The organism is Paludisphaera rhizosphaerae (assembly GCF_011065895.1).
GTDB classification, from domain to species: domain Bacteria; phylum Planctomycetota; class Planctomycetia; order Isosphaerales; family Isosphaeraceae; genus Paludisphaera; species Paludisphaera rhizosphaerae.
Map to the genome: position 1 here is coordinate 500234 of NZ_JAALCR010000001.1, position 26280 is coordinate 526513.

General features: G+C 67.0%; 19 protein-coding genes. 15 read left to right on the forward strand and 4 right to left on the reverse strand.

Features of this window, described 5'->3' with window-relative positions; all coding sequences use genetic code 11:
- The first annotated feature begins 10 nt into the window (after nucleotides 1-10).
- The 3 genes from G5C50_RS02245 to G5C50_RS02255 all read left to right on the forward strand — a co-directional run bounded on the left by G5C50_RS02245 (nucleotide 11) and on the right by G5C50_RS02255 (nucleotide 3750).
- Nucleotides 11-1285: a hypothetical protein gene (locus G5C50_RS02245; protein WP_165064192.1), complete on the forward strand. Its 1275-nt coding sequence runs from the start codon at nucleotides 11-13 to the stop codon at nucleotides 1283-1285.
- Nucleotides 1286-1435: 150 nt separating this feature from the next.
- Nucleotides 1436-2209: a PEP-CTERM sorting domain-containing protein gene (locus G5C50_RS02250; protein WP_165064195.1), complete on the forward strand. Its 774-nt coding sequence runs from the start codon at nucleotides 1436-1438 to the stop codon at nucleotides 2207-2209.
- Nucleotides 2210-2343: 134 nt separating this feature from the next.
- Complete coding sequence (locus G5C50_RS02255; protein WP_165064198.1) at nucleotides 2344-3750, forward strand: sigma-54-dependent transcriptional regulator; 1407 nt, start codon at nucleotides 2344-2346, stop codon at nucleotides 3748-3750.
- Between the two features lie 11 nt (nucleotides 3751-3761).
- Here the strand turns inward: G5C50_RS02255 and G5C50_RS02260 are convergent, their stop codons facing one another.
- On the reverse strand, nucleotides 3762-5078 hold the full coding sequence (locus G5C50_RS02260) for a hypothetical protein (RefSeq protein WP_165064201.1): 1317 nt from the start codon (nucleotides 5076-5078) through the stop codon (nucleotides 3762-3764).
- A 172-nt stretch (nucleotides 5079-5250) separates the two neighbouring features.
- Here G5C50_RS02260 and G5C50_RS02265 point away from each other — a divergent pair, with 172 nt between their 5' ends.
- Genes G5C50_RS02265 through G5C50_RS02275 form a run of 3 tightly spaced genes read left to right on the forward strand, consistent with a single transcriptional unit; the run spans nucleotide 5251 to nucleotide 9583 of the window.
- On the forward strand, nucleotides 5251-7227 hold the full coding sequence (locus tag G5C50_RS02265; RefSeq protein ID WP_240906916.1) for a M28 family peptidase: 1977 nt from the start codon (nucleotides 5251-5253) through the stop codon (nucleotides 7225-7227).
- A complete protein-coding gene (locus G5C50_RS02270; RefSeq protein ID WP_165064204.1) occupies nucleotides 7224-8480 on the forward strand; it encodes a hypothetical protein in 1257 nt (418 codons plus the stop codon). The genes G5C50_RS02265 and G5C50_RS02270 overlap by 4 nt, the downstream gene beginning before the upstream one ends.
- A complete protein-coding gene (locus G5C50_RS02275; RefSeq protein WP_165064207.1) occupies nucleotides 8477-9583 on the forward strand; it encodes an ABC transporter ATP-binding protein in 1107 nt (368 codons plus the stop codon). The genes G5C50_RS02270 and G5C50_RS02275 overlap by 4 nt, the downstream gene beginning before the upstream one ends.
- Before the next feature lie 182 nt (nucleotides 9584-9765).
- Here the strand turns inward: G5C50_RS02275 and G5C50_RS02280 are convergent, their stop codons facing one another.
- Complete coding sequence (locus tag G5C50_RS02280) at nucleotides 9766-10776, reverse strand: zinc-dependent alcohol dehydrogenase family protein (protein ID WP_165064209.1); 1011 nt, start codon at nucleotides 10774-10776, stop codon at nucleotides 9766-9768.
- A 159-nt stretch (nucleotides 10777-10935) separates the two neighbouring features.
- Between G5C50_RS02280 and G5C50_RS02285 the strand changes: the two genes are divergently transcribed.
- The 9 genes from G5C50_RS02285 (at nucleotide 10936) to G5C50_RS02325 (ending at nucleotide 22534) form a co-directional block, all read left to right on the forward strand.
- Nucleotides 10936-12654, forward strand: coding sequence for an ABC transporter permease family protein (locus G5C50_RS02285; protein WP_165064212.1), 1719 nt, complete (start codon nucleotides 10936-10938; stop codon nucleotides 12652-12654).
- Between the two features lie 79 nt (nucleotides 12655-12733).
- Nucleotides 12734-13894 (forward strand): glutamine-hydrolyzing carbamoyl-phosphate synthase small subunit, encoded by a 1161-nt coding sequence (carA, locus tag G5C50_RS02290; protein WP_165064215.1) that lies wholly within the window; start codon nucleotides 12734-12736, stop codon nucleotides 13892-13894.
- 123 nt (nucleotides 13895-14017) lie between these two features.
- Entirely contained in the window at nucleotides 14018-15310 is a 1293-nt protein-coding gene (locus G5C50_RS02295; RefSeq protein WP_165064218.1) for an adenylosuccinate synthase, read from the forward strand.
- A 7-nt stretch (nucleotides 15311-15317) separates the two neighbouring features.
- Nucleotides 15318-16130, forward strand: a complete 813-nt coding sequence (locus tag G5C50_RS02300; RefSeq protein WP_165064221.1) for an isoprenyl transferase — start codon at nucleotides 15318-15320, stop codon at nucleotides 16128-16130.
- A gap of 68 nt (nucleotides 16131-16198) precedes the next feature.
- On the forward strand, nucleotides 16199-17107 hold the full coding sequence (locus tag G5C50_RS02305) for a phosphatidate cytidylyltransferase (RefSeq protein ID WP_165064224.1): 909 nt from the start codon (nucleotides 16199-16201) through the stop codon (nucleotides 17105-17107).
- Between the two features lie 144 nt (nucleotides 17108-17251).
- A complete protein-coding gene (locus G5C50_RS02310; protein ID WP_165064227.1) occupies nucleotides 17252-18280 on the forward strand; it encodes a PhoH family protein in 1029 nt (342 codons plus the stop codon).
- 258 nt (nucleotides 18281-18538) lie between these two features.
- On the forward strand, nucleotides 18539-20674 hold the full coding sequence (locus G5C50_RS02315; RefSeq protein ID WP_240906917.1) for an HD family phosphohydrolase: 2136 nt from the start codon (nucleotides 18539-18541) through the stop codon (nucleotides 20672-20674).
- A gap of 2 nt (nucleotides 20675-20676) precedes the next feature.
- On the forward strand, nucleotides 20677-21207 hold the full coding sequence (ybeY, locus tag G5C50_RS02320; protein WP_240906918.1) for an rRNA maturation RNase YbeY: 531 nt from the start codon (nucleotides 20677-20679) through the stop codon (nucleotides 21205-21207).
- A 28-nt stretch (nucleotides 21208-21235) separates the two neighbouring features.
- The gene (locus G5C50_RS02325; RefSeq protein WP_165064233.1) at nucleotides 21236-22534 is read left to right on the forward strand and encodes a hemolysin family protein; all 1299 of its coding nucleotides are present in this window, start codon (nucleotides 21236-21238) and stop codon (nucleotides 22532-22534) included.
- A 13-nt stretch (nucleotides 22535-22547) separates the two neighbouring features.
- Here the strand turns inward: G5C50_RS02325 and G5C50_RS02330 are convergent, their stop codons facing one another.
- Both G5C50_RS02330 and G5C50_RS02335 read right to left on the reverse strand, forming a co-directional pair.
- A complete protein-coding gene (locus G5C50_RS02330; protein WP_165064236.1) occupies nucleotides 22548-24803 on the reverse strand; it encodes a spermidine synthase in 2256 nt (751 codons plus the stop codon).
- Nucleotides 24800-26242 carry a glycosyltransferase family 39 protein gene (locus G5C50_RS02335; RefSeq protein ID WP_165064239.1) on the reverse strand — a complete coding sequence of 481 codons (1443 nt, stop codon included), beginning with the start codon at nucleotides 26240-26242 and terminating at the stop codon, nucleotides 24800-24802. The genes G5C50_RS02330 and G5C50_RS02335 overlap by 4 nt, the downstream gene beginning before the upstream one ends.
- Nucleotides 26243-26280 lie beyond the last annotated feature (38 nt).

Below are 26280 nucleotides of genomic sequence, written 5' to 3' on the forward strand. Positions count from 1 at the left end.
CCCCTCTGACATGCCCACGCGGGATCCGTCCGGCCGAAAGGCGGCGGATCCCGCCGGCGTTCTAGAGAACTCCCAGACCACGAAAGGGCAGCAGCCGTCGGTCAAGCCCTCCACCTCATCCGCGACCAAGGGGCTGATTCCCGTCAGCGGAGCGCCGGCGGTCCGGCCTTCCTCGGCCGGAGATCCTTACGCCTTCTGGACCGAGTACTACGCCAAGCACGACGAGACCCCTGACCAGCTCCACGAGACCGTCCGGCTCCTGAACCAGAGCGGAAAGACCCGAGACGTCCACGCAGCGATCCTCGGCTATCTGAAGAAGCGGCCCAAGAGCGCTGAGTTCTGGATGTACGAGGCCCTCGCCCTGGCCATCGAGATGAACGGCGGCAAGCCCGAGGACATCAAAACGGCCCTCGACTACGCCGCGGATCTCGCCCAGCGGTCGCACAACCCCAACCACCTCGTGAGCGCGGCTGACAAGCTCCTGCTCAAGGGGTACACCGACCGCGTCGGCGCCCTGCTCGACGAGGCCGCCGAGAAGATCCCCCACCGCGCCGAGCCGATCGCCATGTCGATCAACCTGGCGCTCAAGACCCGCGACCCCAAACGGATGGCTGAGTCGGTCGACCAACTCCTCTCCCTCGGCTGGCCCGGCCAGGACGACTACCTCCGCGCCGAGGCCCGCAAACAGGTCGAGGCTCTGGCGAAAACGCTCACCGAGGAAGGCCGAACCGACGAGGCCGAGAAGCTCCGCGCGGCACTCCCGGCGGCGGAAGCTCGCGACGTCTACGTCCGCCTGTCATGGGACGGCGAGGCCGACTTCGACCTGGTCGTGGAGGAGCCGCTCGGCGCCCCCGTCTCGTACGACATGCCGCGATCGGTCTTCGGCGGCGCCCTGATCAAGAACGGCAAGGGGAGCCGGCCCGAGGAGGTCTACGTCTGCCCTCGCGGGTTCAACGGCAACTACACCATCCGGATCATGCCCATCGCCGTGGACCCAGCGAAGCCCACCACTCGCCTGACTCTGGAGACGATCACCCACGAAGGCGACGCCAAGGAGTCCAAGAAGACCGTCGTCCTGGCCCCCAACGACCCCAACGCCAAGCCCGTCGTCGTCTCCCTGACCGACGGTCGCCGGACCAAGGCCCTCCCCTTCGTGAGCGCCACCGCCGTCCGCGAGGCCTTCGAGGAGACCATCAAGGAACGAGCCGCCAAGGAGAAAGCCAGGAAGGACGCCGCCCCCAAGCGCCCCGCCGCCACGCCGAGGAACGCGATTCCAATTCAGTGACCCCAGCGGATGTCGATGCGGACTCCGCATTGACTCGGACATCGAGGGAGCTAGAGTGATCCGTCATCTGCATCAGGCGATCACTCCAACCACCTGGGAAAGGATGTCCCAATGCTGTTTCACAATTCTCGTGGAAGCCGGCTCGCCAGGATGGCCGCCGGCCTGGCCGCGTTGCTGATCTCCTCTTCGGTCCAGGGCTCGCCGCTCTCCTACACCGTGACTGACCTGGGAACACAGCCGATCTCGTTCACTCCCTCGGCCGCTCCCACTCGGACGGCGACGCAGCCCCCGCTCGCGATGTATGCCCCGATTTGGGATCAAATGACGCACGGGAACCCGGCTTACGCCTACAACTTCATCACGACTTCGGTCGCCAACGCCGGTGGCCTCACTGCCTATATTGAGAGCGTAGGCGTCGACGGGCATGAAACCGGCTCTGCCGCCGCGGGTTTGTACGTGGCTCGTCAAGACGCATCCGGTGCCTGGCATGTCCTTAACGAAATTGGCTCTTCCACCAGCGACCATGGATACGGTTCCAGGCCCAACGGCGGCTTGTACATCGGTGGTATCAATGCCCTCGACCAGGTTCTCGCGGGATGGATTCCCCAAGGCTATAGCTCTCACGGGTACGATTATTGGTATACATCCAAGGTCTGGGTCTACGACGAGAAGACAAACACGACGCTGGACATGTCGAACGTCCTGGGCCCCGGATGGGGAGCGATCCGCACCGGAGGGATCGACGATGACGGCCGCATCCTCCTCAGCGCTTACTCGGAGTCGTCGAATCTCACCGAGCAACACGAGTTCCTGTTGACGCCGACCGACCTCTCCGCTGCCCCCGTCCCCGAGCCCTCAACCTTCCTCGTCCTCGCACTGGGTGCCGGAGCATTCGCGATCCGCCGGTCGCGGCGGGTTGGCTGAAGCCGTCGGGAGTCAGGGAAAACTGCCTCGAAACAAAGTCCCTCCTTCCCAAACCGGTCGGCGAGAAGCCACAATAGGCCGCGACCGGACCGTCCGCACGGAATCAGCACCCACGACGGCGGAAGGATGGAACCATGAAGCGCCGGATCCTCACGGTCGACGACCAGAAACTGAGTTGCGACCACCTTCGGCAGATCCTGGAGCCTGAGGGCTACGAGGTCGAGGCCGCCTACGACGGTGCGACCGCGCTGGAGATGCTTCGAGACAGGGTCTTCGATCTGGTCATCACCGATCTGAAGATGCCCGACATGAGCGGCTCCGAGCTGCTCGACAATCTGCGCAGCCGCCGGGTGCCCGTCGGCGTGGTCGTCGTCTCGGCCTACGGCGACGCCTCGGAAGCCCTTCAGATCATGAAGGCCGGCGCGGACGACTTCCTCCGCAAGCCCTGCGAGCCCGAACACCTGCGCCTGGTCGTCGAGCGCACCCTCGAGCGCCGAGGCCTGATCGACGAGCTGACCAAGCTCCGCGACGAGCTTCGCGGCAGCTACAGCTTTCACACGATGGTCTCGCAGAACCCGAAGATGAGGCGCATCTTCGACCTGATCCAGCAGGTCGGCCCCGTCGACTCCACCGTCCTGATCCAGGGCGAGACCGGCACCGGCAAGGAGCTGGTCGCCCAGGCCCTGCACGCGGTCAACACCCGCCGCAAGGGGAAGTTCGTCGCCCTCAACTGCGCGGTGCTCAACGACGCACTGCTCGAAAGCGAGCTGTTCGGCTACGAGCGCGGCGCGTTCACCGGCGCCGAGAAACGCAAGATCGGCCGATTCGAGAAGGCCCACGGCGGCACCCTCCTGCTCGACGAGATCGGCGACATCTCGCCCGCCATGCAGGTCAAGCTGCTGCGCGTCCTCCAGACGGGGACGCTCGAACGAGTCGGTGGCGTCGAGCCGATCAAGGTCGACGTCCGGATCATCGCGGCGACCCACAAGCGGCTGGAAGACGAGGTCAAGGCCGGGCGCTTCCGCCCTGACCTCTACTACCGCCTCAAAGTCGTGACCATCGACATCCCGCCCCTCCGGGATCGGAAGGAGGATGTCCCCCTCCTGGCGATGAACTTCGTCGAGAAGCACGTCTCCGCCACCAACCCCGTCGCTGAGATCGACTACGGTGCGATGCAAGCCCTGCTGAACCACCAGTGGCCGGGGAACGTCCGCGAGCTTGAGAACGCGATCAAGGCGGCCGTCGCCATGACCGACGGCTCGGTCCTCCATCGCGACGACCTCCCCGAAACCGTCGCCCCGCGGATCGCCGCCGGCCCGGCCGGTCCCGACCCGATCGACATCGAGACGACGCTCCCCGACCTGATCGACGACCTCGTCGGCCAGGTGGAGCGTGAGTACTTCCAGCGCGTCCTCTCCGAGTACAACGGCAACGTCGCCCGCTGCGCCCGTCACAGCGGCCTATCGCGCCGAAGCGTCTCTCAGAAGCTCCAGAAATACGGCCTCGAACGCCAGTCGTTCAAGAAGCCCAAGTTCGACTGAGGACGGAACGATCAGGGGAGCGGCACGTCCTTGAACGTGAAGTCCAGAGGGACGGTCGCGACCTTGCTGGGGGTCTCGTAGACGAGCTGATAATCCTCGGGCTTGCCAGGGGCGTCGACGAACAGGTACTCGAAGCCGAGCTTGCCGCCGTCCGAACCGGTGTTCGAGAAGCCCCCGTTCTGCTCGAACTTGGAGCCGTCGGCTTTCTGGAGCCAGACGCGGTTGTTGAAGAGGCCCTGGCGATAGCTCTCGAACGCGGGGCCTTCCCCGGGATAGGTCAGCACGACGCCGACCTTCCAAACCTGCTCATCGATCTCCACCCCCTCCAGGGTGACGCTCACGTCCCCCTGCTGGATCGTCTTCTTCTCGGCGAGGTTTGGGAAGCGGAACGTCTTGATCCCGGCGGGGAGCGTCATCTCCGCCTTGACGTGGAGAGAGCCGATCTTCGTCGCTGTGCGTTCGGGAGCCTCCATGTTCACGTTGACCTCCGCCGATGGGTTCTCAGGACGGAGGACGACGTCGGACGATTCCATCGCGACCTGCGGCTTGACCGCGCGGCCCTGGTCGTCCTTCACCTCGACCTGGTCCGCCTTGATCGACAACAACATCGGGCGGATCCGTGGCTCCCAGGCGATCTCCATCGCCGCATTGGCGGACGCCTTCCCCGCCTGAAAATCACGCTGCTCGACGAGCTGCTTGAGAGAGACCTTGAAGGGACCGACGTACTCGACGGGAGGCTGGGCCTGGGTTCCGCCGTTGGGTGCGGCGGCCATAAGGCCGATGGTGCCGTCGCCGGTGAAAGGCGTGGTGGTCACTCCCGCCTTGAGGGCGATCTCGTCGAGGGCCTTGAAGAAGGGGACCTCTTTCAGGTCGAGGTCGAAGGTCGGGTTCGTCGCCTCAGCGCCGTACTGCTCGCGAAGGTCGTTGATCGGGTTGCCCGACTGCTTCTGAAGCTGCTGGATCGCGTCGCTGAGCCGCATCCCCTTGGCCTGGATCGTGATCTTCGACCCGCTCGTGGGATCCTCGGCGGACGCTTCCAGAATCGCCTCGCGGATCCGGGCGAGGCGCTCGGAACGCTCCTTGGACGGGCCGCCGGCTTCGGGCAGCAGCGGCAGAGCCCGCGATCCGAGCTTCTTGAGCGCGGCCTCGGCGGCGTCGCGGGCCTCGGGCTTCTCGGAGTCGAGCCGCTCGACAAGTTGCAGGACGCGGTCGCGGAGCGCGGCGTCGCCCGCCTCCTGAGCGAACGCCGGCGCTCCCCACGCCGAGGCCGCCGCCAGCACGATCGCCGAGATCCTCGCCGCGCCTCGTCGTCCGACCATTGCGATCATCGCGCCGATCCTCCGCATGCCATCGCGACAAGTGTCATAGCCACCTCGAGGTTCAGTGTAGCGGGCCGCGCGCCGGTCCGCAACGGCCGGGGAGACGGCTTGACCCTGAGAGACGGGCTCCCGAGAATCGAACCGTCCCGGGCGAACACGGCTTGAGAAAGGAACGGCGGAGATGAAGCATCGTATGAGGCTTCCGGATTGGACCCGACGGGCGGCGTTCGGCCTGTCGGCGCTGACGGCGTTCGCGATCGGCCCAATGCTCTTCGCGCAGGCTCCGGTCGGAGCCGGCGCCGACGCGCCAGCCGCGAATCCCACGGCCTCCTCGACGTTCGTCCCGGCCGCCGAGACTCGGCTCAAGAACGACGTCTCGTTCTTCGCCGCCGACGATCAGGAAGGCCGCGCGCCGGGGACGAAGGGGATTGAGGCCAGCGCCGAGTACATCGCCCGCCAGTTCCAGGAGTTGGGTCTCAAGCCCGCGCCCGGCGCCGACGGGTACTTCCAGAAGTTCACCATCACGGGCCAGCCCCGGCTGGGCGAGCCGAACGAGATGCTCGCAAAAGGCCCAGACGGCGGCGAGATCAAGGGCGAGAGCCGGACCGACTTCAGCGCGCTGGCCATCGGTTCGTCGGGGTCTGTGAATGGAGCTCCCATCGTCTTCGCAGGCTACGGCATCACGGCCGATCAGCCGCAGAAGAACCTCAGCTATGACGACTACGCCGGCCTCGACGTGACCGGCAAGGTCGTGCTGGTGATCCGTCGCGAGCCTCAGCAGAACGATGAGAACAGCCCGTTCGACGGCAAGAAGACGACCAGCTTCGCCACCTTCCAGCACAAGGCGACGAACGCCTTCCAGCACGGGGCCGCGATGCTGCTGGTGGTCAACGACCTGGCGGGCCTCGGCGCTGAGCGGGACGCCCTGCTGAACCTGGGATCGGCCGGCCCTGACTCGATGTCCCGGCTGCCGGTCGTCCACGTCACCCGCGAATTCGCCGATCGCATCCTTAAGGCTGCGGGCGAGCCGTCGCTGGCGACCTTCGAGTCCGACATCGACACCGACCTCAAGCCGCGCTCACGCGAGTTGAAGGGGGTCTCGTTGACCAGCCGGATCACGATCGACCGCCCGTCGATCGAGACCAAGAACGTCGTGGGCGTCTTGGAAGGGGCGGGACCGAAGGCGAACGAGACGATCGTCGTGGGGGGGCACTATGACCACCTCGGCCGGGGAGGGTTGATGTCCGGCTCGCTGGCCTTCTTCTCCAGCGACATCCACAACGGCGCCGACGACAACGCCTCGGGCACTTCGATGGTGCTTGAACTGGCCCGCCGGCTGTCGGCCCGCCGCGATCCTCCGCCGCGCCGCATCGTCTTCATGACGTTCTCGGGCGAGGAGCGCGGGCTGCTGGGTTCGGAATACTACGTCGCCCACCCGCTCTTCCCGCTCGACTCCACCGTTCTCATGTTCAACTTCGACATGGTCGGCCGGATGGACGGCAAGAATGAGCTGACCATGATCGGCACGGGCACGGCTCCAGGGTTCTCCGACCTGGTCGACGCGCTGGCGAAGGGGACGGGGATGACGATCAAGAAGGTCGCCGGGATGACCGACGGATTCGGCGGCAGCGACCACCAGCCGTTCTTCGGCAAGGATATCCCGGTCCTGTTTGCATTCACCGGCATCCACTCCGACTACCACCGGCCCACCGACGACTGGCAGAAGATCAACTACGCGGGGATGGCGAAGATCGCCGATTACGCGGAGCTGATCCTGCTGGATCTCGTTCGTCGCCAGGAACGCCCCGAGTTCGTGCGGATGGCCGCCGGCCGCCACGGTGCGACCTCGTCGGTGGGCTCAGCCTCCGGCGGAATGAATGTGACGCTGGGCGTGATGCCCGACTACGCCGACGAGGCCAAGCAGGGAATGAAGCTCTCGGACGTCCGCGAAGGCGGCCCAGCCGCCAAGGCCGGAATCAAGGGGGGAGACGTGATCGTGGGCATCGGCGGCAAGCCGATCGCGACGATCTACGACTACATGGAGAGCCTTGGGCGTTACAAGCCGGGCGAGAAGGTCGACGTCCTCGTCAAACGCGACGGCAAGGAATTGAAGCTCCCCGTGGAGCTGACCAAGTCCACCGCGTCGCCCCGACAATGACGCCGAGGGCCGGACGAATCGCCGCGGCGCTGCTCGCCGTCCTTTTCGCGGGCTGCGCTGACGGCCGCTTGTCGGGGCTCGCCTCGCCGGAGGACGACGATCGCTTCCGCATCGCGACGAGTTGGCCGCGTCCTGACCGCGCTCGTCTGGCGAAGGAATTCGCCGACTGGCTGGTCGAACATCGCGATGAGGTCAACCTGAACGTCGGAGCGATCGCCTGGGTTGAGACGTCCGAAAACGGGCCGACCGCACGCGATCTTCGGAGTCTCGCACCGCCGCCCGACGTTCTGCTCGGCGGTCCGGTCGCAGGCTATGCGCGGCTCGCTTCGGAAGGCCGTCTGGAAAGCCTTGGCGATGGTGCGCCGCGGCCGTTCTGGGTCGTCAGCCGAAGCACCCCGATCGGCTTGCCGGAAGCCTCGAATCGGCTCGCGCTGGCCGACCCGCGCGAAGACGCCGAAGCCCTCGCCTGGTGCCTGGGCCGAACCGACGCTGAAGGGTGGTCCAGGGGATATGCGGGACTGCTCGATCTCTATGGCTCGACCTCCAGCGACGTCGGCTGGCGCAGCGGATCGGCGCGGGCGGACCTTGAGTCGGGCCGGGCCGATCGGACGGTGGGCGTCCTGGAGAACTCTCCGTTTCATTATGAAGAGGGTGCGGGGGTGCCTCGCGGAGCGCGCAGGTCAAAGGCCGCGCGAGCTTTCCTGCGGTTCCTCGTCGAGCGCCAAGGGGCGAGGATGGGACCGGAACTCGAGGGGCCGAATGCCGCCGGCGCCACGGCCGACGTTGAAAGTCTGGCCGCCGACCTGCTGGGAGCGACGCTCGTCGACGCCCGCGAGGAACTCGCGACGGCTGTGGCGGCCGTCCGAAAGGCCGGCTCGCCCGTCTGGGCGTTGGAACGGCTCACGCAGCCGCCCCCCTGGCCGCCGGCCTCCATCGAGAAGCTGCTGGAGCGAGGCGGCGAACGGGGGCTGGCCCTCGTCGAGACCCTGATGAACCAGGTCGCCCCCGACCCCGGCCTGCGCGACTGGCTCGCCCGAAACTGGCTCAAGCCCCGGCGCGATCTGGATCGCGAGGTATTTGCGGAGATCGCCGGTGTGGACGGCGGCCGACTCGCCCGCGAGCCGCGCTTCCGCGCCTGGCTGAGAGCCGAGTGGACGCAGTGGGCCCGTCAGCGTTACCGTTGGGTGGCGCGGCTGGCCGCCGCTTCCCCGACCAGGTCGAATCCGCCCGTCTCCGTCCCGAGCGAATCATGATCCGCGTCATCGCCGAGGGTCTCGTCAAACGCTACGGCCGCGTGGCGGCCGTCGACCACGCCTCGCTCCAACTTCCAGCCGGCGAGTTGACCTGCCTCCTCGGGCCGCCGGGCGCGGGAAAGTCCACGTTCGCCAGACTCCTCGCCGGCCTTGACCCCGTGGACGACGGCGAGATCTACCTGGGCGACCGCATGGTGCAGGCCGTCCCCGCCGCGGAGCGCGGCGTGGGCATGGTTTTCCGCGATCACGCCCTCTGGCCGGGCCTCTCGGTCAGGGACAACGTCGACTACCCGCTGAAGACCCAGGGCGTTGCCAGCCGAGAGCGCCGGCCGAGGGTCGACGAAGCCCTCGCCGCGCTTCGAGTCGATACGTTGGCCGACCTCCGTCCGGAAGCCCTCTCCCCCGGTCAGTCGCTCCGAGTGGCGTTGGCTCGTGCGTTGGTGACGCGGCCCGACCTGCTGATCCTCGACGAGCCCATGTTCAGGATCGATCCCCAGGACCGCGAGGAAGCCTGGGACGAGATCCGCCGCGCCCGAGTCGAATCGGGAGTGACCACACTGCTGCTGACTTCCGACGTTTCGGAGGCCCTTTCGCGGGCCGATCGGCTGGCGGTGATCGACCTTGGACGCATCCTTCAGACCGGGACGCCCCAGGAGCTTTACAACCAACCCGTCGACGTCTTCGTCGCGCGACTCCTCGGGCCCACGAACCTGCTCCAGGGGCAGGTCGACGGCGCCGGCCACAACCAGGGCCGCCAGGAAGTCGTGGTACGAACGCCCGTGGGACGCCTCGTCTGCCGGACGAATCTGGGCGGCCTCGCCCCGTCGGCTCCGGTCACGGTTTGCATCCGGCCGGAGTCGCTCTCCATCGGACCGGGCGTCCCCAGCGACGCCAACCGATTCCCGGCGACCATCGAACGGATCACGTTCCAGGGCTCGACGCGCCGCGTCCTGCTTCGCGGCCCCGGCGATTGGCCTGTCGTCGCCCTGGCTCTCCAAAGCCATTCAGGTCACATTCGCGAGGGCCAGGGGGTGACGCTCTCGATCGCTCCCGAGAACGTCGCCCTCCTGCTCGGCAAATACGCCGTCGGCGGCGGAGGATAAAGCGTCGACTTTTTGGATTGCACCAGGCGGAGGAGAACGGAGACGGGCCCCCGTTCCTGTTTCGCATTCTCGAAGGGGCACCGCTCGTGGGCGCCCAATCGCCATCGAATGCCCACGGCGATCGGGGCGCCCACAAGGGGCGCCCCTACGAATCGGGGTCACCCGATCGGTCGGCTCCAGATTCACACCTTGATCACGACCTTGCCGAAGTGCGACCCGCTCTCCAGGTGACGCAGGGCGTCGACGGCCTGTTCGAACGGGAAGACGCGGTCGATCACCGGCTTGATCTGGTGGAACTCGATCGCTCGCAGCATGTCCTCGAACATCGACCGTGAACCCACGAAGACGCCCTGAAGGCGGATGCCTCGGATCAGGATGGGAACCGGATCAACGCCCGGGCCTGCGCCGCTCAGAACGCCGATCATCGCGACCTTTCCTCCTGTCCTCACCGCACGAAGGGACTTCGGAAGCGTCCCCGCGCCGCCAAGTTCGACGACGAGGTCCGCACCAACTCCGCCGGTCATGGCGCGGACGGGCTTCTCCCAGTCGGGCGTCGACTTGTAGTTGATCGTCTCCGCCGCGCCCATGGAGCGAGCCCGTTCGAGCTTGGCGTCGCTGCTGGATGTGACGATCACCCGCAAGCCGGCGAGCTTGCCGAACTGAAGGGCGAAGATCGAGACGCCGCCCGTTCCCTGGGTCACGATCGTTTGTCCCGGCCGGACGCCGCCCGTCTCAAACAGCGCGTGCCAGGCGGTCACCCCAGCGCAGGGTAGGGTCGCGGCTTCCTCAAAGGTCAACGAATCGGGCAGGCCGATCAGGCCGCATTCAGGGAGGACGACCTCCTCGGCCAGCATGCCGGGGATCTCGCCGCCGAGCGCCGATTTCGCCTTGAAGTCGTCGACCGGGCCGTCGACCCAACGGGCCATGAAGTTGCACGAGACTCGATCGCCCGGCTTGAACCGCGAAGCCCCAGGCCCGTTCTCCACGACCTCCCCGGCGCCGTCGGACATCGGCACGAGCGGCAGCTTGAAGTGGGGGTTGTACTGGCCTTTCGAGATCATCAGGTCCCGGAAGTTGAGCGAGGCGGCGCGAACGCGCACCAGGACCTCGCCCGGGCCCGGCTTCGGCGTCGGGACATCGGCGAGTCTCCATCCCTCGGGCCCGCTGAAATCGTGCAGATGGTAAGCTCTCATCCTATTGAACCTCCACTCGGATCGGCGGCGGTCGTTCGCCGCCCGACAGCCCAAGCGTAGGCGCGGACTCCTCGATTGGCCAGCCCCGGCGACTGGCCCCGGGCTCGCGCTGGCTGCTAGGATGGGACGTCGTCAGGCTGTGGAACCGCGGGGACGCCGTTGATTCGTCGCGTTGAAGGATGGTTTTCGTCGATCGCGCTGGGGGTGCTCGCCGTGGGCCCCCTGGCGGCGCTGGGGGTTTGTGCGCTCACCGATATCGGACCGGGGGGCGACTCGCGGGCGTCGCTGTTTCCGGCGGCCGTCCTGGTGCTCGACCCTTTCGTCTGGACGTGCTTCCGCGACAGCGCGGCGGTCGCCGGGCTTGCGGCGTTGGCGGCCGTGCTGGGGGGCGTGTTCGTGGGCCGGCTGATCGGTGAATCCGGCGGCCCGATCCGCGAGGCGGCCGTCCTGATGCTGACCGCTCTGGCCGTCTCCCCGCCCACCGTCCTGGCGTTGGCGACGGCCAGCGTGATCGACGCCTCCCCAGAGGGCCGGCCGCAGCTCCCTGCCTCGCTCGGCCAGTCGCGGTTTCTTCCGGCCGATCCCGGTTGGCCGGCCTGGCTGCTCGCTGCGGCCCTTCCCGGTGTGGCCGCCGGCGCATTGTCTTATGCGGCGGCCCTCGGTCGCCTCGACCCTTCCTGGCGAGACGCCGCCAGACTGGCCGGAGGCGCGGGAGCCCGGGGGTGGAAACGACTGGCCTGGCCCCTGCTCCGGCCGACGATGGGCCGAACCGCGGCCGTCGTCTTCGCCTGGACGCTCGCCGACCCAGGACCACCGCTGATTCTCGGCCTGCGGCGGACGCTTGGGAGCCAGATCGTCCTGGCGGCGGTCGGCGAGGACCCATTCCCAGGGCTGGCGTTTCTCGGACTGCTTGCCGTCGCCGCCTGCGCCGTCGTCCGCGCCGGACTGCGGGTCTGGTCTGGGCCCGACCGTCTGGAGCCCGCGAATGGAGGGAGCGACCTGCAGATCCGTCGCGAACCTGCCCCTTCACGAGTGCTCGCGCCGGCTGCGATTCTCTTCACGTGTTCATTGCTGATCCTGGCCGTCGTGATCGGAGTCGGCCGCGGGATGAAGGGGATCACCGAGGCGTCGGCTTCGCGAGGGACGACGATCGGGGCGGTTCTGGCCGACCCAACGGTCCGCCACGTCCTGAGCCGCTCGTTGATTCTGGGTCTCGGAGCGGCACTTCTGGCCGCTGTGGCCGGACGCCTGCTGGAACGCTTCGCGGCGACGGCGGGGGCTGCGGCGTCGGGCCGATTTCGACGGCTGTCTCGACTTCTCGCACCTCCGCCGCTGGTCGCCGGAATCATCGTCCCCGCTCTGGCTCGTTTGATCCGGCTGTCCGCGGCGTCCGGCCTGATTGCCCCCTCGCCCGCGCTCGCGGAGTTGGCTGCGTGGCTCGACGGCGATCGCGTCCCGCTGGCCGCGGCGATGCTGGCCGTCGCGGCAGCGATGATCGTCGCCCGCCTGGAAGACCGACCGCCCCGAACGTCTGAAGCAAACCGGGGCGCGGCGTTAGATGCCGCCGTCCTGGCCGGCGCCGGCCGGCGGCGAGCGCGACGGCTCGCCCTTGGAACGGCGTTCGGCGCCGGCTGGCGCGGGCTGGCGGCGGACGCAGCGATGGCTTCGGCCTGCATCGCGCCGGCGGTCCTGCTGCTGGCCTCTCCCCAAACCGCCACAATCGGCCCGGCGGTGCTCCTCTTCCACGAGCGCCCCGACGGCGGAGCCGCCATCGCGGCGTTTCTGGCGGTCGTCGCCTGGGTCCTGTCGGTCGCCTCCGCCATGATCCGCCCAAACCCCCGTCGAATCGCCTCGACGATCGAGGGCGCTGGCGCGTAGAATCGTGGGGATTCGAAACCGACGGCATCCTTGCCAGACAATCGGGAGAGCGGGCCGAAACCAGGCCCCGGGAGCGACGATGGGCACGGCGAAACTGGCGCTCGAAGACGGCTCGGTGTTTACGGGCCGCTCGTTTGGAGCGCAGGGCGAGATCGACGGCGAGGTCGTGTTCAACACGAGCATGACCGGCTACCAGGAGATCCTCACCGACCCCTCGTACCACGGCCAGATCGTGGCCATGACCTACCCCCAAATCGGCAACTACGGCGTCAACGCCGGCGACGCCGAGAGCCGCAAGCCGTGGGTCCGCGGCTTCGTCGTCCGTGAGCTTTCCGCCCGCGTCAGCAACTTCCGGGCAGAGAAGTCCCTGGAAGACTACCTGGCCGAAAACGGCGTCATCGGCGTGGAAGGGATCGACACCCGCGCCCTCGTGAAGCTGACCCGCGTCCAGGGGGCCATGAAGGGAATCCTGTCGACCACCGACCTCGACGACGCCAGCCTGGTCGCCAAGGCCAAGGCCAGTCCGGGCCTGGTCGGCCGCGACATCGTTCGCGACGTCATGCCCCACGACGCCGCCGTCTGGGAACCTGGCCTCGATCAGAAGTACATTTTCGACGCCTCGGGCCAGGGGAAGGTCGGAGCCCACCCGCAAATCAACAGCGGCAAACGCCCTCACGTCGTGGCGATGGACTTCGGCATGAAGTGGAACATCCCCCGCCACCTCGTCGACATCGGCTGTCGAGTGACGGTGGTCCCTGGGTCGACACCGGCCGAGGCGATCCTGGAACACCAGCCGGACGGCGTCTTCATCTCGAACGGCCCCGGAGACCCCGCCCCGCTCGTCGAGGCCACCCAGACCATCAAGACCCTGATCCGCTCGGCCGCCGATTCCCGGGGCGTCCCCATCTTCGGGATCTGCCTGGGTCATCAGTTGCTCGGCCAGGCCTTCGGGGCGAAAACGTTCAAGCTCAAGTTCGGCCATCGCGGGGCGAATCATCCCGTCCGCAACGAGGCTAACGGCAAGATCGAGATCACCACCCAGAACCACGGGTTCGCCGTCGATCCCGCGACGCTCCCCGCCGACGTCGTCGCCAGCCACGTCAATCTGAACGACCAGACGCTGGAAGGGCTGCGGCACTCCCGCCTCCCTATCTTCAGCGTCCAGTATCACCCGGAGGCCTCCGCCGGCCCCCACGACAGCCAGTACCTCTTCGACGAGTTCCGGGCGGCGATGGGTTGAGACGGCGGCCGAATTAGGCCGACCCGAACTCATTGACGGGGTTCTTTGCGTCCTGTAGTCTGTGACTTTACGATACCAAGCGACCGCAATGATCGGTCGCTGACCGCCCGGGGAGTGTGCGCCGTGGGTTCGACGTGCGTGGTCGGCCTCCAGTGGGGGGACGAGGCCAAGGGAAAGATCGTGGACCTGCTCTGCGACGAACATGACGTCGTCGTGCGGTATCAGGGCGGGGCGAACGCCGGGCATACGGTGGTCCACGAAGGGGTGACTTACAAGCTTTCGCTCGTCCCCACCGGGATTCTGCGCGAGCACGTCCAGGCGGTGATCGCCAACGGCGTGGTGATCCATCCCCCGGCGCTTTTGAAAGAGATCGCCTCGCTGGAAGCCCAGGGAGTGAAGTTCGAGGGCCGGCTGCATATCAGCGACCGCGCCCACGTCATCCTGCCGTACCACCTGGCCGAGGAACGGCTGACCGAGGAATCGTCCTCGGCGGCCGACCATCTGGGGACCACCCGGCGCGGCATCGGCCCCTGCTACAAGGACAAGGTCGGACGGGTCCACGGCGTCCGGATCGCCGACCTGTACCGTCCCGCCGAATTCCGCGAGCGGCTCAAGCGGATCGTCGACTACAAGAACCGTCTGCTCACCGCCATGCTCCCCGACTTCGAGCCGTTCGACGACGCTCGGGTCGTCGAGGAATACCTGGGATACGCCGAACGTCTCCGCCCGTTCGTCGCCGACGCCACTTCCAAGCTGCACGAGGCGGTCGCCGCCGGTCGCAGGTTGATGTTCGAGGGGGCCCAGGGCTCTTTGCTTGACATCGACCACGGCAGTTTTCCGTATGTGACCAGTTCCAGCAGCAGCGCGGTGGGAACGGCCCCGGGCTCAGGCGTGCCGGCGCGGTACATCGACCGCTGGATCGGCGTGGTCAAGGCGTACACGACCCGCGTCGGCGGCGGTCCGTTCCCGACCGAGCAGGACAACGAGATCGGCGAGCAGATCCGCCGCATCGGCCGCGAGTACGGCACCGTCACGGGCCGCCCTCGGCGCTGCGGATGGTTCGACGCCGTGGCCGTCCGTTACTCGGCCCGCGTCAGCGGCACGACCGAACTGGCCGTCATGCTGCTGGACGTCCTCAGCGGACACAAGGAACTGAACGTCGCCGTCTCCTACGAGAACAACGGCCGCAAGGTCGACGTCCTGCCGGCCTCCTTGGCCGACCTGGAACGCTGCCAACCGGTCTATGAAACGCTCCCCGGCTGGACCGAGGATCTCACCGCCGCGAGGTCATGGGACGACCTGCCGAAGACGGCGCGCGACTACGTCGAATACCTGGGACGGATCGTGGGCGTGCCGGTGTCGATCGTGTCGGTCGGGCCGGACCGCCGCCAGACGATCATGGTCCCTCGGGGCTGAAGACGCTATGAGAGCAGACGACCGCCCTCCGTTGAACATCACCGAGGAAGGCCGCTCGCGGCTGGACTCCTGGGGATTGAAGCCCGAACAACTCCCCCGGCACGTTGCCATCATCATGGATGGCAACGGCCGGTGGGCTCAGAATCGCGGCTTTCCCCGGGTGGTCGGCCATCGCCGAGGCATTCAGAGCGTCCGCGCGATGGTCGAGGAGGGCGTTCGGATCGGGCTGGAACAGCTCACGCTCTACTGCCTGTCGGTCGAGAACTGGAAGCGGCCGGCGCGGGAGCTTCGGTTTCTGATGCGCCTGCTCCGGCACTTCCTCGTCGCCGAGCGGGCCGAGCTGATGGATCAGAACGTGCGCCTTCAGGTCATCGGCCGACGCGACGGTCTGCCGCCTGAGGTGCTGGCTGAGATGGACCGAACCGTCGCCGAGACGGCCGGCAACACCGGGATGATCCTGCGGTTGGCGGTCAACTACGGCGGCCGGACGGAGATCCTCGACGCCGCCCGTCGGATCGCCGAGGAGGCGCGCGACGGCCGCCTCAATCCGGCGACCCTCGACGAGGCCACGTTCGCGTCGTACCTGGAAACCGCCGGCGCGGCCGATCCCGATCTCCTCATCCGCACGGCCGGCGAGATGCGGATCAGCAACTTCCTCCTCTGGCAGGTTTCTTACACGGAACTCTGGGTGACGCCCACGCTCTGGCCCGATTTCCGAGGCGGCGACCTGCTTCAGGCCTGCGTCGACTACGCAGCTCGCACGCGCAAGTTCGGCGGACTGCCGACCTCCTCGCTGGCCGCGGGAACGTCCGCGGGTTAGAGTGGATCGTTCGCCGCCCTCGCCTGAAGGGCCGGCGCTTTCGGAGACCTCTCGCCCCGCTGGTATTCATGCTTCGCACCCGCGTCGTCAGCGGCGTTCTGCTCGTCGCCTCCCTGATTCTGCTTCTTTACATCGACCAGGGGCTCGCCCCCTGGTTCCCGCTTTGGTTCCTGCTGGCGGCGTTCGTCATGGCGGCGGCCGGATGGGAACTGAACGGGTTGATGAAAGAGAGCCCGTCCCGGCCGAACCCTCAGGTTCTGGCCGGCGGCCTGCTGGCGATGCTCGCAGCCAACTGGCTGCCGCACCTGGTTCAGGACTGTCGCACATCCGAGGCGGTCTCGGCGATCGTGACGGAACCAAGCTCGACGGTGGCGGTCCTGGCCTGGCCGTTCCTCAGCTTCACCGTCGTCGTGATGGCGGCCTTCGTCGTCGAGAGCCTCCGGTTCACCCAGCCCGGTCGGTCGGTCGCATCGATCGCGGGGACGATTCTGGTCGTCGCCTACGTGGGAATCCTTGGGACGTTCATGATCCAGATGCGCTGGCTCGACGGCTCCAAGCACGGACTCGTCCCCCTGGCGTTCCTGATCGCCTCGGCGAAGGGAGCCGACACCGGGGCTTACACGGTCGGACGCATCGCCGGACGTCGCAAGCTCTGGCCGGCGATCAGCCCAAACAAGACAGTCGAAGGGGCGCTCGGCGGGCTGGCCTTCGCCACGATCGCGGCGGTTCTCGTCGAGGCGTTCGCGCGTCGCCTTCCCGTCGACGCACTGGGCTGGGCCGGAGCGGCGTTCTTCGGCCTGACGATCGGCGTGATCGGCCAGCTCGGCGATTTGATGGAGTCTCTCATCAAGCGTGACTGCCAGCGTAAGGACGCCTCGGCGGTCGTCCCAGGTTTCGGGGGCGTGCTGGATGTGCTAGATTCCCTACTCTTCGCCGCGCCCGTCGCCTACGGAATCTGGGCCTGGCTGGGACCATGAACGAGAATTCATCTTGCCTTCCCCCGTATTGTTTTCGACTCCCGGATTGGTAGCATATTTTATATGAAGGAGATGGCCGGGCCGGTCCCGAGTTGCTTCGCCGCCAGGGCGGATGCACTCATTTGGGCCGGTGAAAGGGGAGGTATGCCAGAAGTCACCATCGCGCTCGAGGGCCAGAACGAAGAGCTTGCGGTCTTCGGCAGCCGCGATCAGCACCTCCGGCAGATCCGCGACGCGCTGGGGGTGAAGGTTCTGGCCCGCCACGGCGAGGTCCGCGTCGAGGGCGAACCTACCCGCGTCGAGCAGGCCCGGGAGATTTTCGAGGGCCTGCGCTCCCTTTACCGCACTCGACGGACGATCCTCTCGGCCGACGTGGCCGAGCTCATCGACAAGGCCGTCCAGGCCCCCACCGAGCCCGGGATGGTGGAAATCCGCGAGGGAAGCCGCGTCGTTCGCCCACGGACGTCGGGGCAGAATCGCTATCTCCAGGCCCTCCGCGACAACGCCCTGGTTCTCTGCGTCGGCCCGGCGGGGACGGGCAAGACGTATCTGGCGGTGTCGCAAGCGGTTTCGTTGCTGCGACAGGGCCGGATCAAGAAGATCGTGCTGGTGCGGCCGGCCGTCGAGGCGGGCGAACACCTGGGCTTCCTCCCCGGCGACCTGGAAGCCAAGATCAACCCGTACCTCCGCCCCTTGCTCGACGCTCTCCACGACCTGATGCCCTACGACCAGATCCGCCGCTACATGGACAACGACCTGATTGAGATCGCCCCCCTCGCCTACATGCGCGGGCGGACTCTCAACGACGCGGCGATCATCCTGGACGAAGGGCAGAACGCGACGGTCTCCCAGATGAAGATGTTCCTGACCCGAATGGGCCAGAACTCACGAATCGTCGTCACGGGAGACGTCACCCAGGTCGACCTGCCGCCGGCGACCCGCAGCGGCCTGGCCGACGCGCTTGAGCGGATGTCGAGCGTCCCTGGCGTCGCCGCGGTGACGCTCGACCGGTCCGATATCGTCCGGCATCCCCTGGTTCAAGCCATCGTCGACGCCTACGAGGCGGCGGAAACCTCCGCCGCCGACCCACAGGAACGGATCGGGACGCCTGCGCGTCCCCATACCGAACCGGTCCAAACGCCCGCCTCCGAGGCGGAGCGAGCAACGACGTGAGGAACCTCTCCCGCCCCCCGCAACGTGCCTTCGTCGGCAAGGCCGACGACCCGCCTCGGGGATCGGTCGTGGTGCGCACGAGGCCGTGTGGCCTCGGCGCCGATCAGCGCGGCTCGCTTGAAGCGACGGCCGCGGCGATTCGAGTCGTCATCCATGAGCATCGGTAAACGGCGCCCGAAACCGAATCGGGCCCAACTTCGGTCCTTCCCCAGCGTCTCGCTCCAGCAGAGCCGCAACGCGAGACAGCGAGCGCGCCTCGTGAGCTTTTCGCTCATCGCGCTGACCGCTCTGGTGACCTCCGCCATCGTCCACGGCTCCGGACCGCCGTTCGTCTACCGCCTGGGCCAACGCCCTGAGCGCGAAATCCGCGTCAAGGTCAAGGAGTTCCGCATCCGGAACCAGACCAAGACCAGCAACCTCCGCCAGGCCGCCGCCGACCAGGTGCCTCTGGTCATGGTCAACGATCCGGCCCCGATCCGGGATCTCGCCGAACGGCTGGACGACCTGACCGTCACCATCGCCAAGTCGCAACGCTACGAGGATATGGACCCGGTCCTGATCTCGACCTGGAAGCTCAAGCCCGAAGCGTACCTCGACATCAAGGCCGCGACCGACACCCCCCAACGTCGGGACAACCTGCACGTCCAGATCACCAAGGCGTTTGAGCCGCTGCTGGACGCCGGCGTCCTCGGCCCTGGGGCTCTGCCGCGCAACGAGGAGTCGAGCCGGACGCTCTCGATCCGCAACGTCGGCCAATCGCCTGACGAGGCAAGGATCTTTCAGCGCGAGCGCGTGGTCCCGGAGCGGATCGTCAAGCCGGACGGCGCCGTCGCCAAGGAGTTCGTCGCGGCGTTCACCCCGAGCCGCGTGGGCGAGACCCTATTCCAACTCGTCGCCGACCGCCTGGACGGCCGTCCCACTCTGACCTTCGACCAGGAGGAGACCGCCCGCCTCCGCGAGGTCGCCCGCAACGAGGTCGGCGAGTGGTACGACCCCTACCGTGAAGGCCAGGTTCTGGTCGAACAGGGCCAGGCCATCGGCGAAGAGCAGCTCATCCTGCTTCGGATGGAACACGACGCCGCGATCGCCGAGCTGACCTTCGCCGAGAAGCTCCAGCGGGCCGGCGGCATCCTTGCCCTGGTCTGCTCGTTGTTCGTCCTGGCCGGATTCTACGTCGCCCGTCACGAGCGACGGATCGCGACTGACCTTGGCCGGACCGCCATGCTCTGCGCGCTGGTCGTCCTCTGTCTGGGAGTCGTCCGACTTCTCGCCAGCCAGGCGCTGAACGCCGAGTTGATTCCCGTAGCGGCCTCGGCGATGATCCTGGCGATCGCCTACAACCCGAGCTTCGGCCTGATGGCGACCTTCTCGCTGTCGCTGCTGACCTGTATGGCACTGGGGACGGGGATCGCCCACTTCCTCGTCCTGCTGGGAGGTACGGCTGCCGGCGTGCTGGGACTCAACGAGGTACGCACCCGCACCAAGTTGATCAAGGTGGGAGCGATTTCAGCAGCCGTCTATCTGATCCTCACCTGGGCCGCCGGCCTGTGGGAACACCAGCCGATCGAGCTGATCCGGAACGACGGCCTCTGGCGCGCAGGCTGGGGCTTGATGGCCGGCTTCCTCATGGGAGGCAGCCTCCCCTTCCTGGAGAACGCCTTCGGGATCGTCACGGGGATCAGCTTGCTGGAGTTGGGGGACAACACCCATCCCCTGCTCCAGGAACTCGTCCGACGGGCGCCGGGCACCCACAACCACTCGATCACCGTCGGCGCCATCGCCGAGGCGGCGGCCGAGCGGATCGGCGCCGACGGACTGCTCGTGCGGATCGGGGCTTATTTCCACGACATCGGCAAGATGCTGAAGCCCCACTACTTCATTGAGAATCAGGTGGGCTCCACAAACCGACACGCCAACCTCGCGCCGGCGATGAGCACGCTGATCATCATCGGCCACGTCAAGGACGGCGTCGACCTGGGCCGGCAGCATCACCTGCCCGAGCGGATCATTGACCTGATCGAGCAGCACCACGGCACGACTCTGGTGGAATACTTCTTCCACGAGGCGAATCGCCGGAACGGGGGCAATCCCGACGCCGCCGTCGTGCAGGAGAGCGCCTTCCGGTACCCTGGTCCCAAGCCGCAGACCAAGGAGGCCGGCATCCTGATGATGTCGGACTGCGTGGAAAGCGCCAGCCGCACTCTGTCCGAACCGACGCCGTCGCGAATCGAGGGCCTGGTCAGCGAGCTGATCGACAAGCGGCTCCGCGACGGCCAGTTCGACGAATCCGGACTGACGCTCCGCGAGATCGCCGAGATCCGCGACAGCCTCATCAAGTCGCTGATCGGGATCTACCACGGCCGCGTCAAGTATCCCGAACAGAGGACCGCCTGAACGTGTTCCCGCCGGACGACTCCATCCTTGACGACGAGTACGAAGACGAGGTCGAGGCCCCCGCGCGTCCCGACTTCGAGGTGGACGTCGTCGACTCCCAGACCTTCGTCGCAATCGACCGCCAGACCGTGCGGACGCTGGTCGAACGCGTTCTCCGCGGCGAGGGTGTGGAAGCCGCCTCGATCTCCCTGGCGTTCGTCGACGATCCGACGATCCATCGGGTCAACCGCGAACATCTCGACCACGACGAGCCGACCGACATCGTCACCTTCGCCCTGTCGGACGAAGGGGAAGACCAGCTCTCCGGCGAGTTGGTGATCTCGACTGAGACCGCTGCACGCCTGGCCGCCGAGCTGGGAGTCGACCCCTGGCATGAAACGGCCCTCTACATCGTCCACGGCCTGCTCCACCTCTGCGGTTGCGACGACCTGGATCCCGAGTCGGCCGCCGAGATGCGTATCCGCGAAGAAGCAGCCCTGACCCGCGTCGGCCTTCCCAATCCATTCCCCGCCGGCCGCCGTCCTACTTCCTGAACTGTTCCGACTCTGGAGACACCTCCGCGTGGACGGGCCGAGCTGGACCTGGATTGCGATCGTCTGCACGCCAATCTTCGTGGTGCATCTGATCGCAGTCGCACTGAACAAGGCGATCCAGTCGTATTCGAGGAGCCGCCTGGAAGAGCTAACGGAGGCTCGCGGCCGCCCGGATCGCGCCGAGGAGATCGACCGGCTGGACGTGCGGACGGGCCGTGCGGCGGAGGCCCTCGGCTTCCTGACCGGCCTGTTTCTGGCCACGGCCGCCGGGTTGGTGCTCGACCGTCAGGAGACGCTTGCCGACGATTTGCTCACGGTGCTGGCGATCGCCGCGCTGGGGGTCGGCGGCTACCTCGCGGCGGGCGTCGTTGGCCGTCTCTACGCGGAGTCGATCCTGGATCGAATCTGGCCGGCGACGGGGCTCGTTCGCCTCGCCGGCGCGCCCCTGAACGCCGCCTCGGCCTGGCTGGAGGAGCTTGTCGAGTGGGCCTCCGGTTCTGGGGAGAGCGTGGCTCGGCCGGCGAGCGTCGAGATCGAGGTGCCGGCCGACGTCGAGGACGACGAGGACCAGGAGCCCGAACTCCCCGAACTCGCTCGCGACGTCATCAGCGAGGTCGTGGAGTTGACCCGAACGGCCGTCTCGGAAATCATGCAGCCTCGAACGGCGATCGTCATGATTCCCGCGTCCGCTTCTGCGCGCGAGGCCGCTGAGAGCTTCCGCAAGACCGGCCGCAGCCGGATACCCCTCTATGGGCGTAATCGGGACGACGTCGTCGGCGTTCTCCTGGTCCGCGACCTGCTCGATCGTCTCGCCGCGGCTGCTCCGGGTGAGAACGTGCCCCTGGCCTCGATCGCTCGCGAAGCTTACTTCGTCCCCGAGACCAAGAACGCCTTCCAGCTTCTGGAAGACATGCGGTTCCGCCGCGCCCCGATGGCGCTGGTCATGGACGAATACGGCGGGGTCGCCGGCCTGGTCACGATGGAAGATCTCGTCGAACAACTCGTCGGCCCGATCCACGACGAGTACGACGCCCCCAGCGCCGACGACCCGGTCGTCCCGCTGGGCGACTCGGTGTTCGAGGTCGACGCCAGCGTCGACCTCGAGGAGCTGAACGAACGGTTCGGCATCCAACTCCCCACCGACGAGGAATATCAGACGGTCGGCGGGCTGGCGCTCCACGCGCTCGGCCGTCTTCCCGACCCTGGCGCATCGTTCCGTCGGGACGGCGTCGAGTTCACCGTTCTGGACGTGGGCGACCGTTCCATCCGACGTGTGAAGCTGGATCTCGCCCCGCACCCAGAGAAGGCCCGCGAGGCTGGCTCCTGACCGAAACTTCGCCTCAGCCGGCCACGCCCTTCCTGGACCGGAACAGGGCCGAGAGCAGGTAATAGACGATCGCCACCCAGAGCAACGACTGGAAGCCGCCGACCACCGACAGGTTCTCGCTCAAGCCTCCGAGGATCACGCCGCCCACGTTCGACCCGAAATCGACGTCCGGCCGCTGACTGTCCCGGAACGAGGTCGCGAAGATCACCCCGGCGAAGAAGACCGGCAGAAAGACCACCGTGCAGGAAACGACGGTCCGGATCGCCGGGGCGAGCGCCAGGTATTCACTCATGGGGATGAGGCTGTTCACCCCCAGCAGGAGGATCAGCAGGACGTAGTAAGGTGCGAGATTGCGGGGCCGGACCTTGAGCACATACAGATTGCTGACGAGGATCATCGCCAGGATCGCGCCGAAGACGACCGAGTTGACGACCCAGGTCGAGCCAAAGAGGAGGGCCATGTGGACGACCCCCTTGGTCTCCAGCAGCATGAAGCCCGCCCCCAGGAAGAACATCCTCCCGTTCGGCCGCACCGTCCGCACCGGGGCGAAGATCGCCAACAGCAGGGCGGACAGTCCCCCCACCACGGCCATCCCGCGCAGGCTGAGACCCGGAATCGAGGGTTCCTTCAGATACAGAAACGGCCAGTCGTCGGTCGGCGTGCGGTCGCCCGCGGCGACAGTCACCTGGGCCGGGCCGATCTTCTTGACGTGCTCGTCCTCGGGACCCCGGCCGTTCGACGGCGAGGCGCCGAAGTTCGTCATCGGCCGAGTTCCGTTCGGGTCGTCGGTCATCCAGTAGAATTCAGCCCCCGCGAACTTCGAGCGGATCCGCTCGACCACGTCCGAGCCAGGCTGGCCGACGAGCAGGAAGGTGATGAACCCCCGCTGGTTGTTGTCGGGGGAGATCTCGCCCTGGTAGGGGAGTGAGATCACCAGGGGCTTGGTCCCAAAGACCTTCTCCGCCAGGGTGACCAGGCGTCCGACGACCCATCCCTGGCGATAGTAGTTGTAGAGGGCGAACACGCCGTTGGGCTTGAGCTTCGCCTTTACGTCGCGGAAGGCCTGCTCGGTGAACAGGAAGCTCTCCAGGCGAAGGCTCGAATAGCCCGAATGGAGCACCAGCGAATCGACCAGGGCGTAGACCGCCAGGTCGTACTCTCGATCGGTGCGGCGGACGAAGCTGCGGCCGTCGTCCAGGTGGATCGAGACCCGAGGGTCGTCGTAGGGCTTGTTCGGATGGTCTCGGCGGCCGATCCCGTTGATGACGGGGTCGATTTCGACCGCGTCGACGTGTTTCGCGTCGTCGAGTAGGGCCGCGGAGACGTCGTTGCCCGACCCTGCGCCCACGATCACCACGTCGTCGAACGGCTTGCCGCCGGAGTCGCGGTTGAGCAGGTAGGGAAGCTGATATCCGGTCGCGTCGCCGCCGATCTTGTACATCGCCTGATGGTTCAGGTTGTTGACGTCGATGAACGCCTTGTCGGGCTTGTATGAGACCAGATAGTAGGGCGACCAGGTGTTCTCAACCGTCGTGCCCGCTGGCGCCGGCGGATGATCGACGCGAGCCGCGACCAGGAGAGCCAGGGCCGCAGCCGCCACGTGCGCTGATCGCCACTTCCAGCCGCGAACCAACGGCAGGCTCAGGACGAAGACGATCGCGAACCACGCCGACGAAGGGAGCTGATAGTAGGACGCCAGGCCAAACGCGATGATGCCCGCCAGGCTGCCGAGGATGTCGGCCGTGTAGGCGGCGATGCGGTCGGGGATCGCGTCGAACCGCCGCCCCATCTCCTGTCCCAGCCCGATGAACGCCACGGCGATCAGGACGAAGAAGAGCCCGGCGACGACCTCGATGGGAATTACGAACGAGGCCACGTCGCGAACGCGGGCGTCGGTCCCGAAAAAGATGAGTTGAGGCGACTTCTGGTCGCCCACGTCGATCAGAAGCCTCTCGAACCGGGCGTACGACCAGAGGATCGCGTAGCTGGCGGCGATCGCCGCGGCGGCGATGGGGCCGAATACGTTCGCCAGCGAAATCCGCCGTCGAGCGGCAAGACAGCCGACGGAGACGCCCAGGAACGAGGCCATCAGCACGCAGTTCGTGAAGAACGTCAGGAAGACGACCGTCGCCCCGAACCAACGGATGCAGGCCAACTCGTGGAAGAGGATCAGGAAGCTGACCAGGAAGAGGCCCAGGGCGGGCCGTTGGAAGGTCTCCCCTGCGGCCTCACTCTCGTTCGCCGCCGTCGCCGCACCGTCGCTCGTCACGGGCTTCTCCGATTCGCGCCGTCCTGCCCCTCGGGGTTCGCGACGCCTCTCGTGATCGTCAGGCCGTGAAAGCTCGCGGCCGCCGTCTCTCCCACGGGCGGCGTCCCACCGGGCGCCGTCGTCACGTGAGCATGGTACACGATCGCTCCCGGCCGCCGCGACTCCCCATCGCCCGTGGAGAGCGTGAGGGATTCATCCGGTTTCAAATAGTAGCGGGCGGCCTCCATCGGCTCGCGGATGAACCTCGGATCGCCGGCGTGGACCACGACGACCGCCTCTCCTCCCTGCCCCCGAATCCAGGCGGCGGCCGCTCGCCAATCGGCCTTATGGTTGGGCGCGTAGGTGACGACGGCCAGGCCGTAAGCCGCCAGGGCGGTGGCGGACGCCATGAGCGCGAGCCGCAGCCATCGAGGAACCTCGGCCAGCCCCGACGCGATCAGGAGAAAGTACGCCGGCGCGATGAACAACGTGTAGCGAGCTTGCCCGAAAATCGGCTGTCGAAGCCACGAGTAACCGTATATGAGGGTCGGCGGCACGACGAACCACGCCAGAGCCGCCAGCGAGGGTTCAGGCGTTCGCACGCGCAGGCGACCTTCGGAAAAGGTCGCCAGCCCGACGACGATCACGACGCCCCAGACCAACAGGCTAAGGCTGTTCCCGCCGAAGTATTCAATGGGCGTCGCCAGCAGGAATCGGATCGGATAGCGGGGGATCGGATAGTCGGTCTTCTGACCCAGGTATCGCGGCAGCCACGGCGCTGCGACGGCCGCGGCTCCGATCATCGCGGCCGCCCAACGCCCGGCGGGAAGTTTGCCGCAAAGCACCCCGATGATCCCGACCAACCCGTGCGCGGCGATCATGAAAACCGCCAGCGGATGAGCGTAGAAGAGCAGAGCCAACAACGCCCCATAAGCAATCCAGTAACGCGGTCGAGGATCGCGCCAGGCTGCCAAGAGCGCCATCCATGAGGCGACCGCCAGCAAGACGACCAGGGAGTACATCCTCACTTCCTGCGAGTAATACACCAGCGGCGGACAGACCGCGCAGAACCATGCTGCGATCTCACCGACGCGGTCGCTCCAGGCCCATCGCCCCTGCGCCAGGACCAACGCAACCGTCGCGACTCCCAGCGCGACGCTCAGCAGCCGGGCCGAAACCGACGAATCGCCGAAGGCTCGCATCCAGCCATGGAGCAACAACGGATGCAACGGCGCCCGCGAGCCGTCGATCCGGTCAAGCGTCTGAACGAGCTGCGCGACCGACGGTTCCCGCGCGGTCCGGATCGTGACGATCTCGTCGAACCAGAGGCTCCGGTCGTCGAGCCGGTACAGCCGCAGTCCCAACGCGACGGCCCCAATCAAGGCCCAGCGCAAGAGCCGGGGATCGACCCGAAAAGCGATGAAATCGGCGGCGGCGGGTCGGCCCTTTCGGTTGAACATCGCGGTACAATTGAATAGGGGTCGTGGCGGAATGGACG

What these genes read in the sequence shown, in the direction of transcription:
- G5C50_RS02250 (WP_165064195.1), top strand. Translation starts at nt 1,436, where the DNA reads ATGGCCGCCGGCCTGGCCGCGTTGCTGATCTCCTCTTCGGTCCAGGGC.
- G5C50_RS02280 (WP_165064209.1), bottom strand. Translation starts at nt 10,776, where the DNA reads ATGAGAGCTTACCATCTGCACGATTTCAGCGGGCCCGAGGGATGGAGA.
- G5C50_RS02275 (WP_165064207.1), top strand. Translation starts at nt 8,477, where the DNA reads ATGATCCGCGTCATCGCCGAGGGTCTCGTCAAACGCTACGGCCGCGTG.
- G5C50_RS02305 (WP_165064224.1), top strand. Translation starts at nt 16,199, where the DNA reads ATGCTTCGCACCCGCGTCGTCAGCGGCGTTCTGCTCGTCGCCTCCCTG.
- G5C50_RS02265 (WP_240906916.1), top strand. Translation starts at nt 5,251, where the DNA reads ATGAAGCATCGTATGAGGCTTCCGGATTGGACCCGACGGGCGGCGTTC.
- G5C50_RS02300 (WP_165064221.1), top strand. Translation starts at nt 15,318, where the DNA reads ATGAGAGCAGACGACCGCCCTCCGTTGAACATCACCGAGGAAGGCCGC.
- G5C50_RS02335 (WP_165064239.1), bottom strand. Translation starts at nt 26,242, where the DNA reads ATGTTCAACCGAAAGGGCCGACCCGCCGCCGCCGATTTCATCGCTTTT.
- G5C50_RS02245 (WP_165064192.1), top strand. Translation starts at nt 11, where the DNA reads ATGCCCACGCGGGATCCGTCCGGCCGAAAGGCGGCGGATCCCGCCGGC.
- G5C50_RS02255 (WP_165064198.1), top strand. Translation starts at nt 2,344, where the DNA reads ATGAAGCGCCGGATCCTCACGGTCGACGACCAGAAACTGAGTTGCGAC.
- carA (WP_165064215.1), top strand. Translation starts at nt 12,734, where the DNA reads ATGGGCACGGCGAAACTGGCGCTCGAAGACGGCTCGGTGTTTACGGGC.
- G5C50_RS02260 (WP_165064201.1), bottom strand. Translation starts at nt 5,078, where the DNA reads ATGATCGCAATGGTCGGACGACGAGGCGCGGCGAGGATCTCGGCGATC.
- G5C50_RS02270 (WP_165064204.1), top strand. Translation starts at nt 7,224, where the DNA reads ATGACGCCGAGGGCCGGACGAATCGCCGCGGCGCTGCTCGCCGTCCTT.
- G5C50_RS02310 (WP_165064227.1), top strand. Translation starts at nt 17,252, where the DNA reads ATGCCAGAAGTCACCATCGCGCTCGAGGGCCAGAACGAAGAGCTTGCG.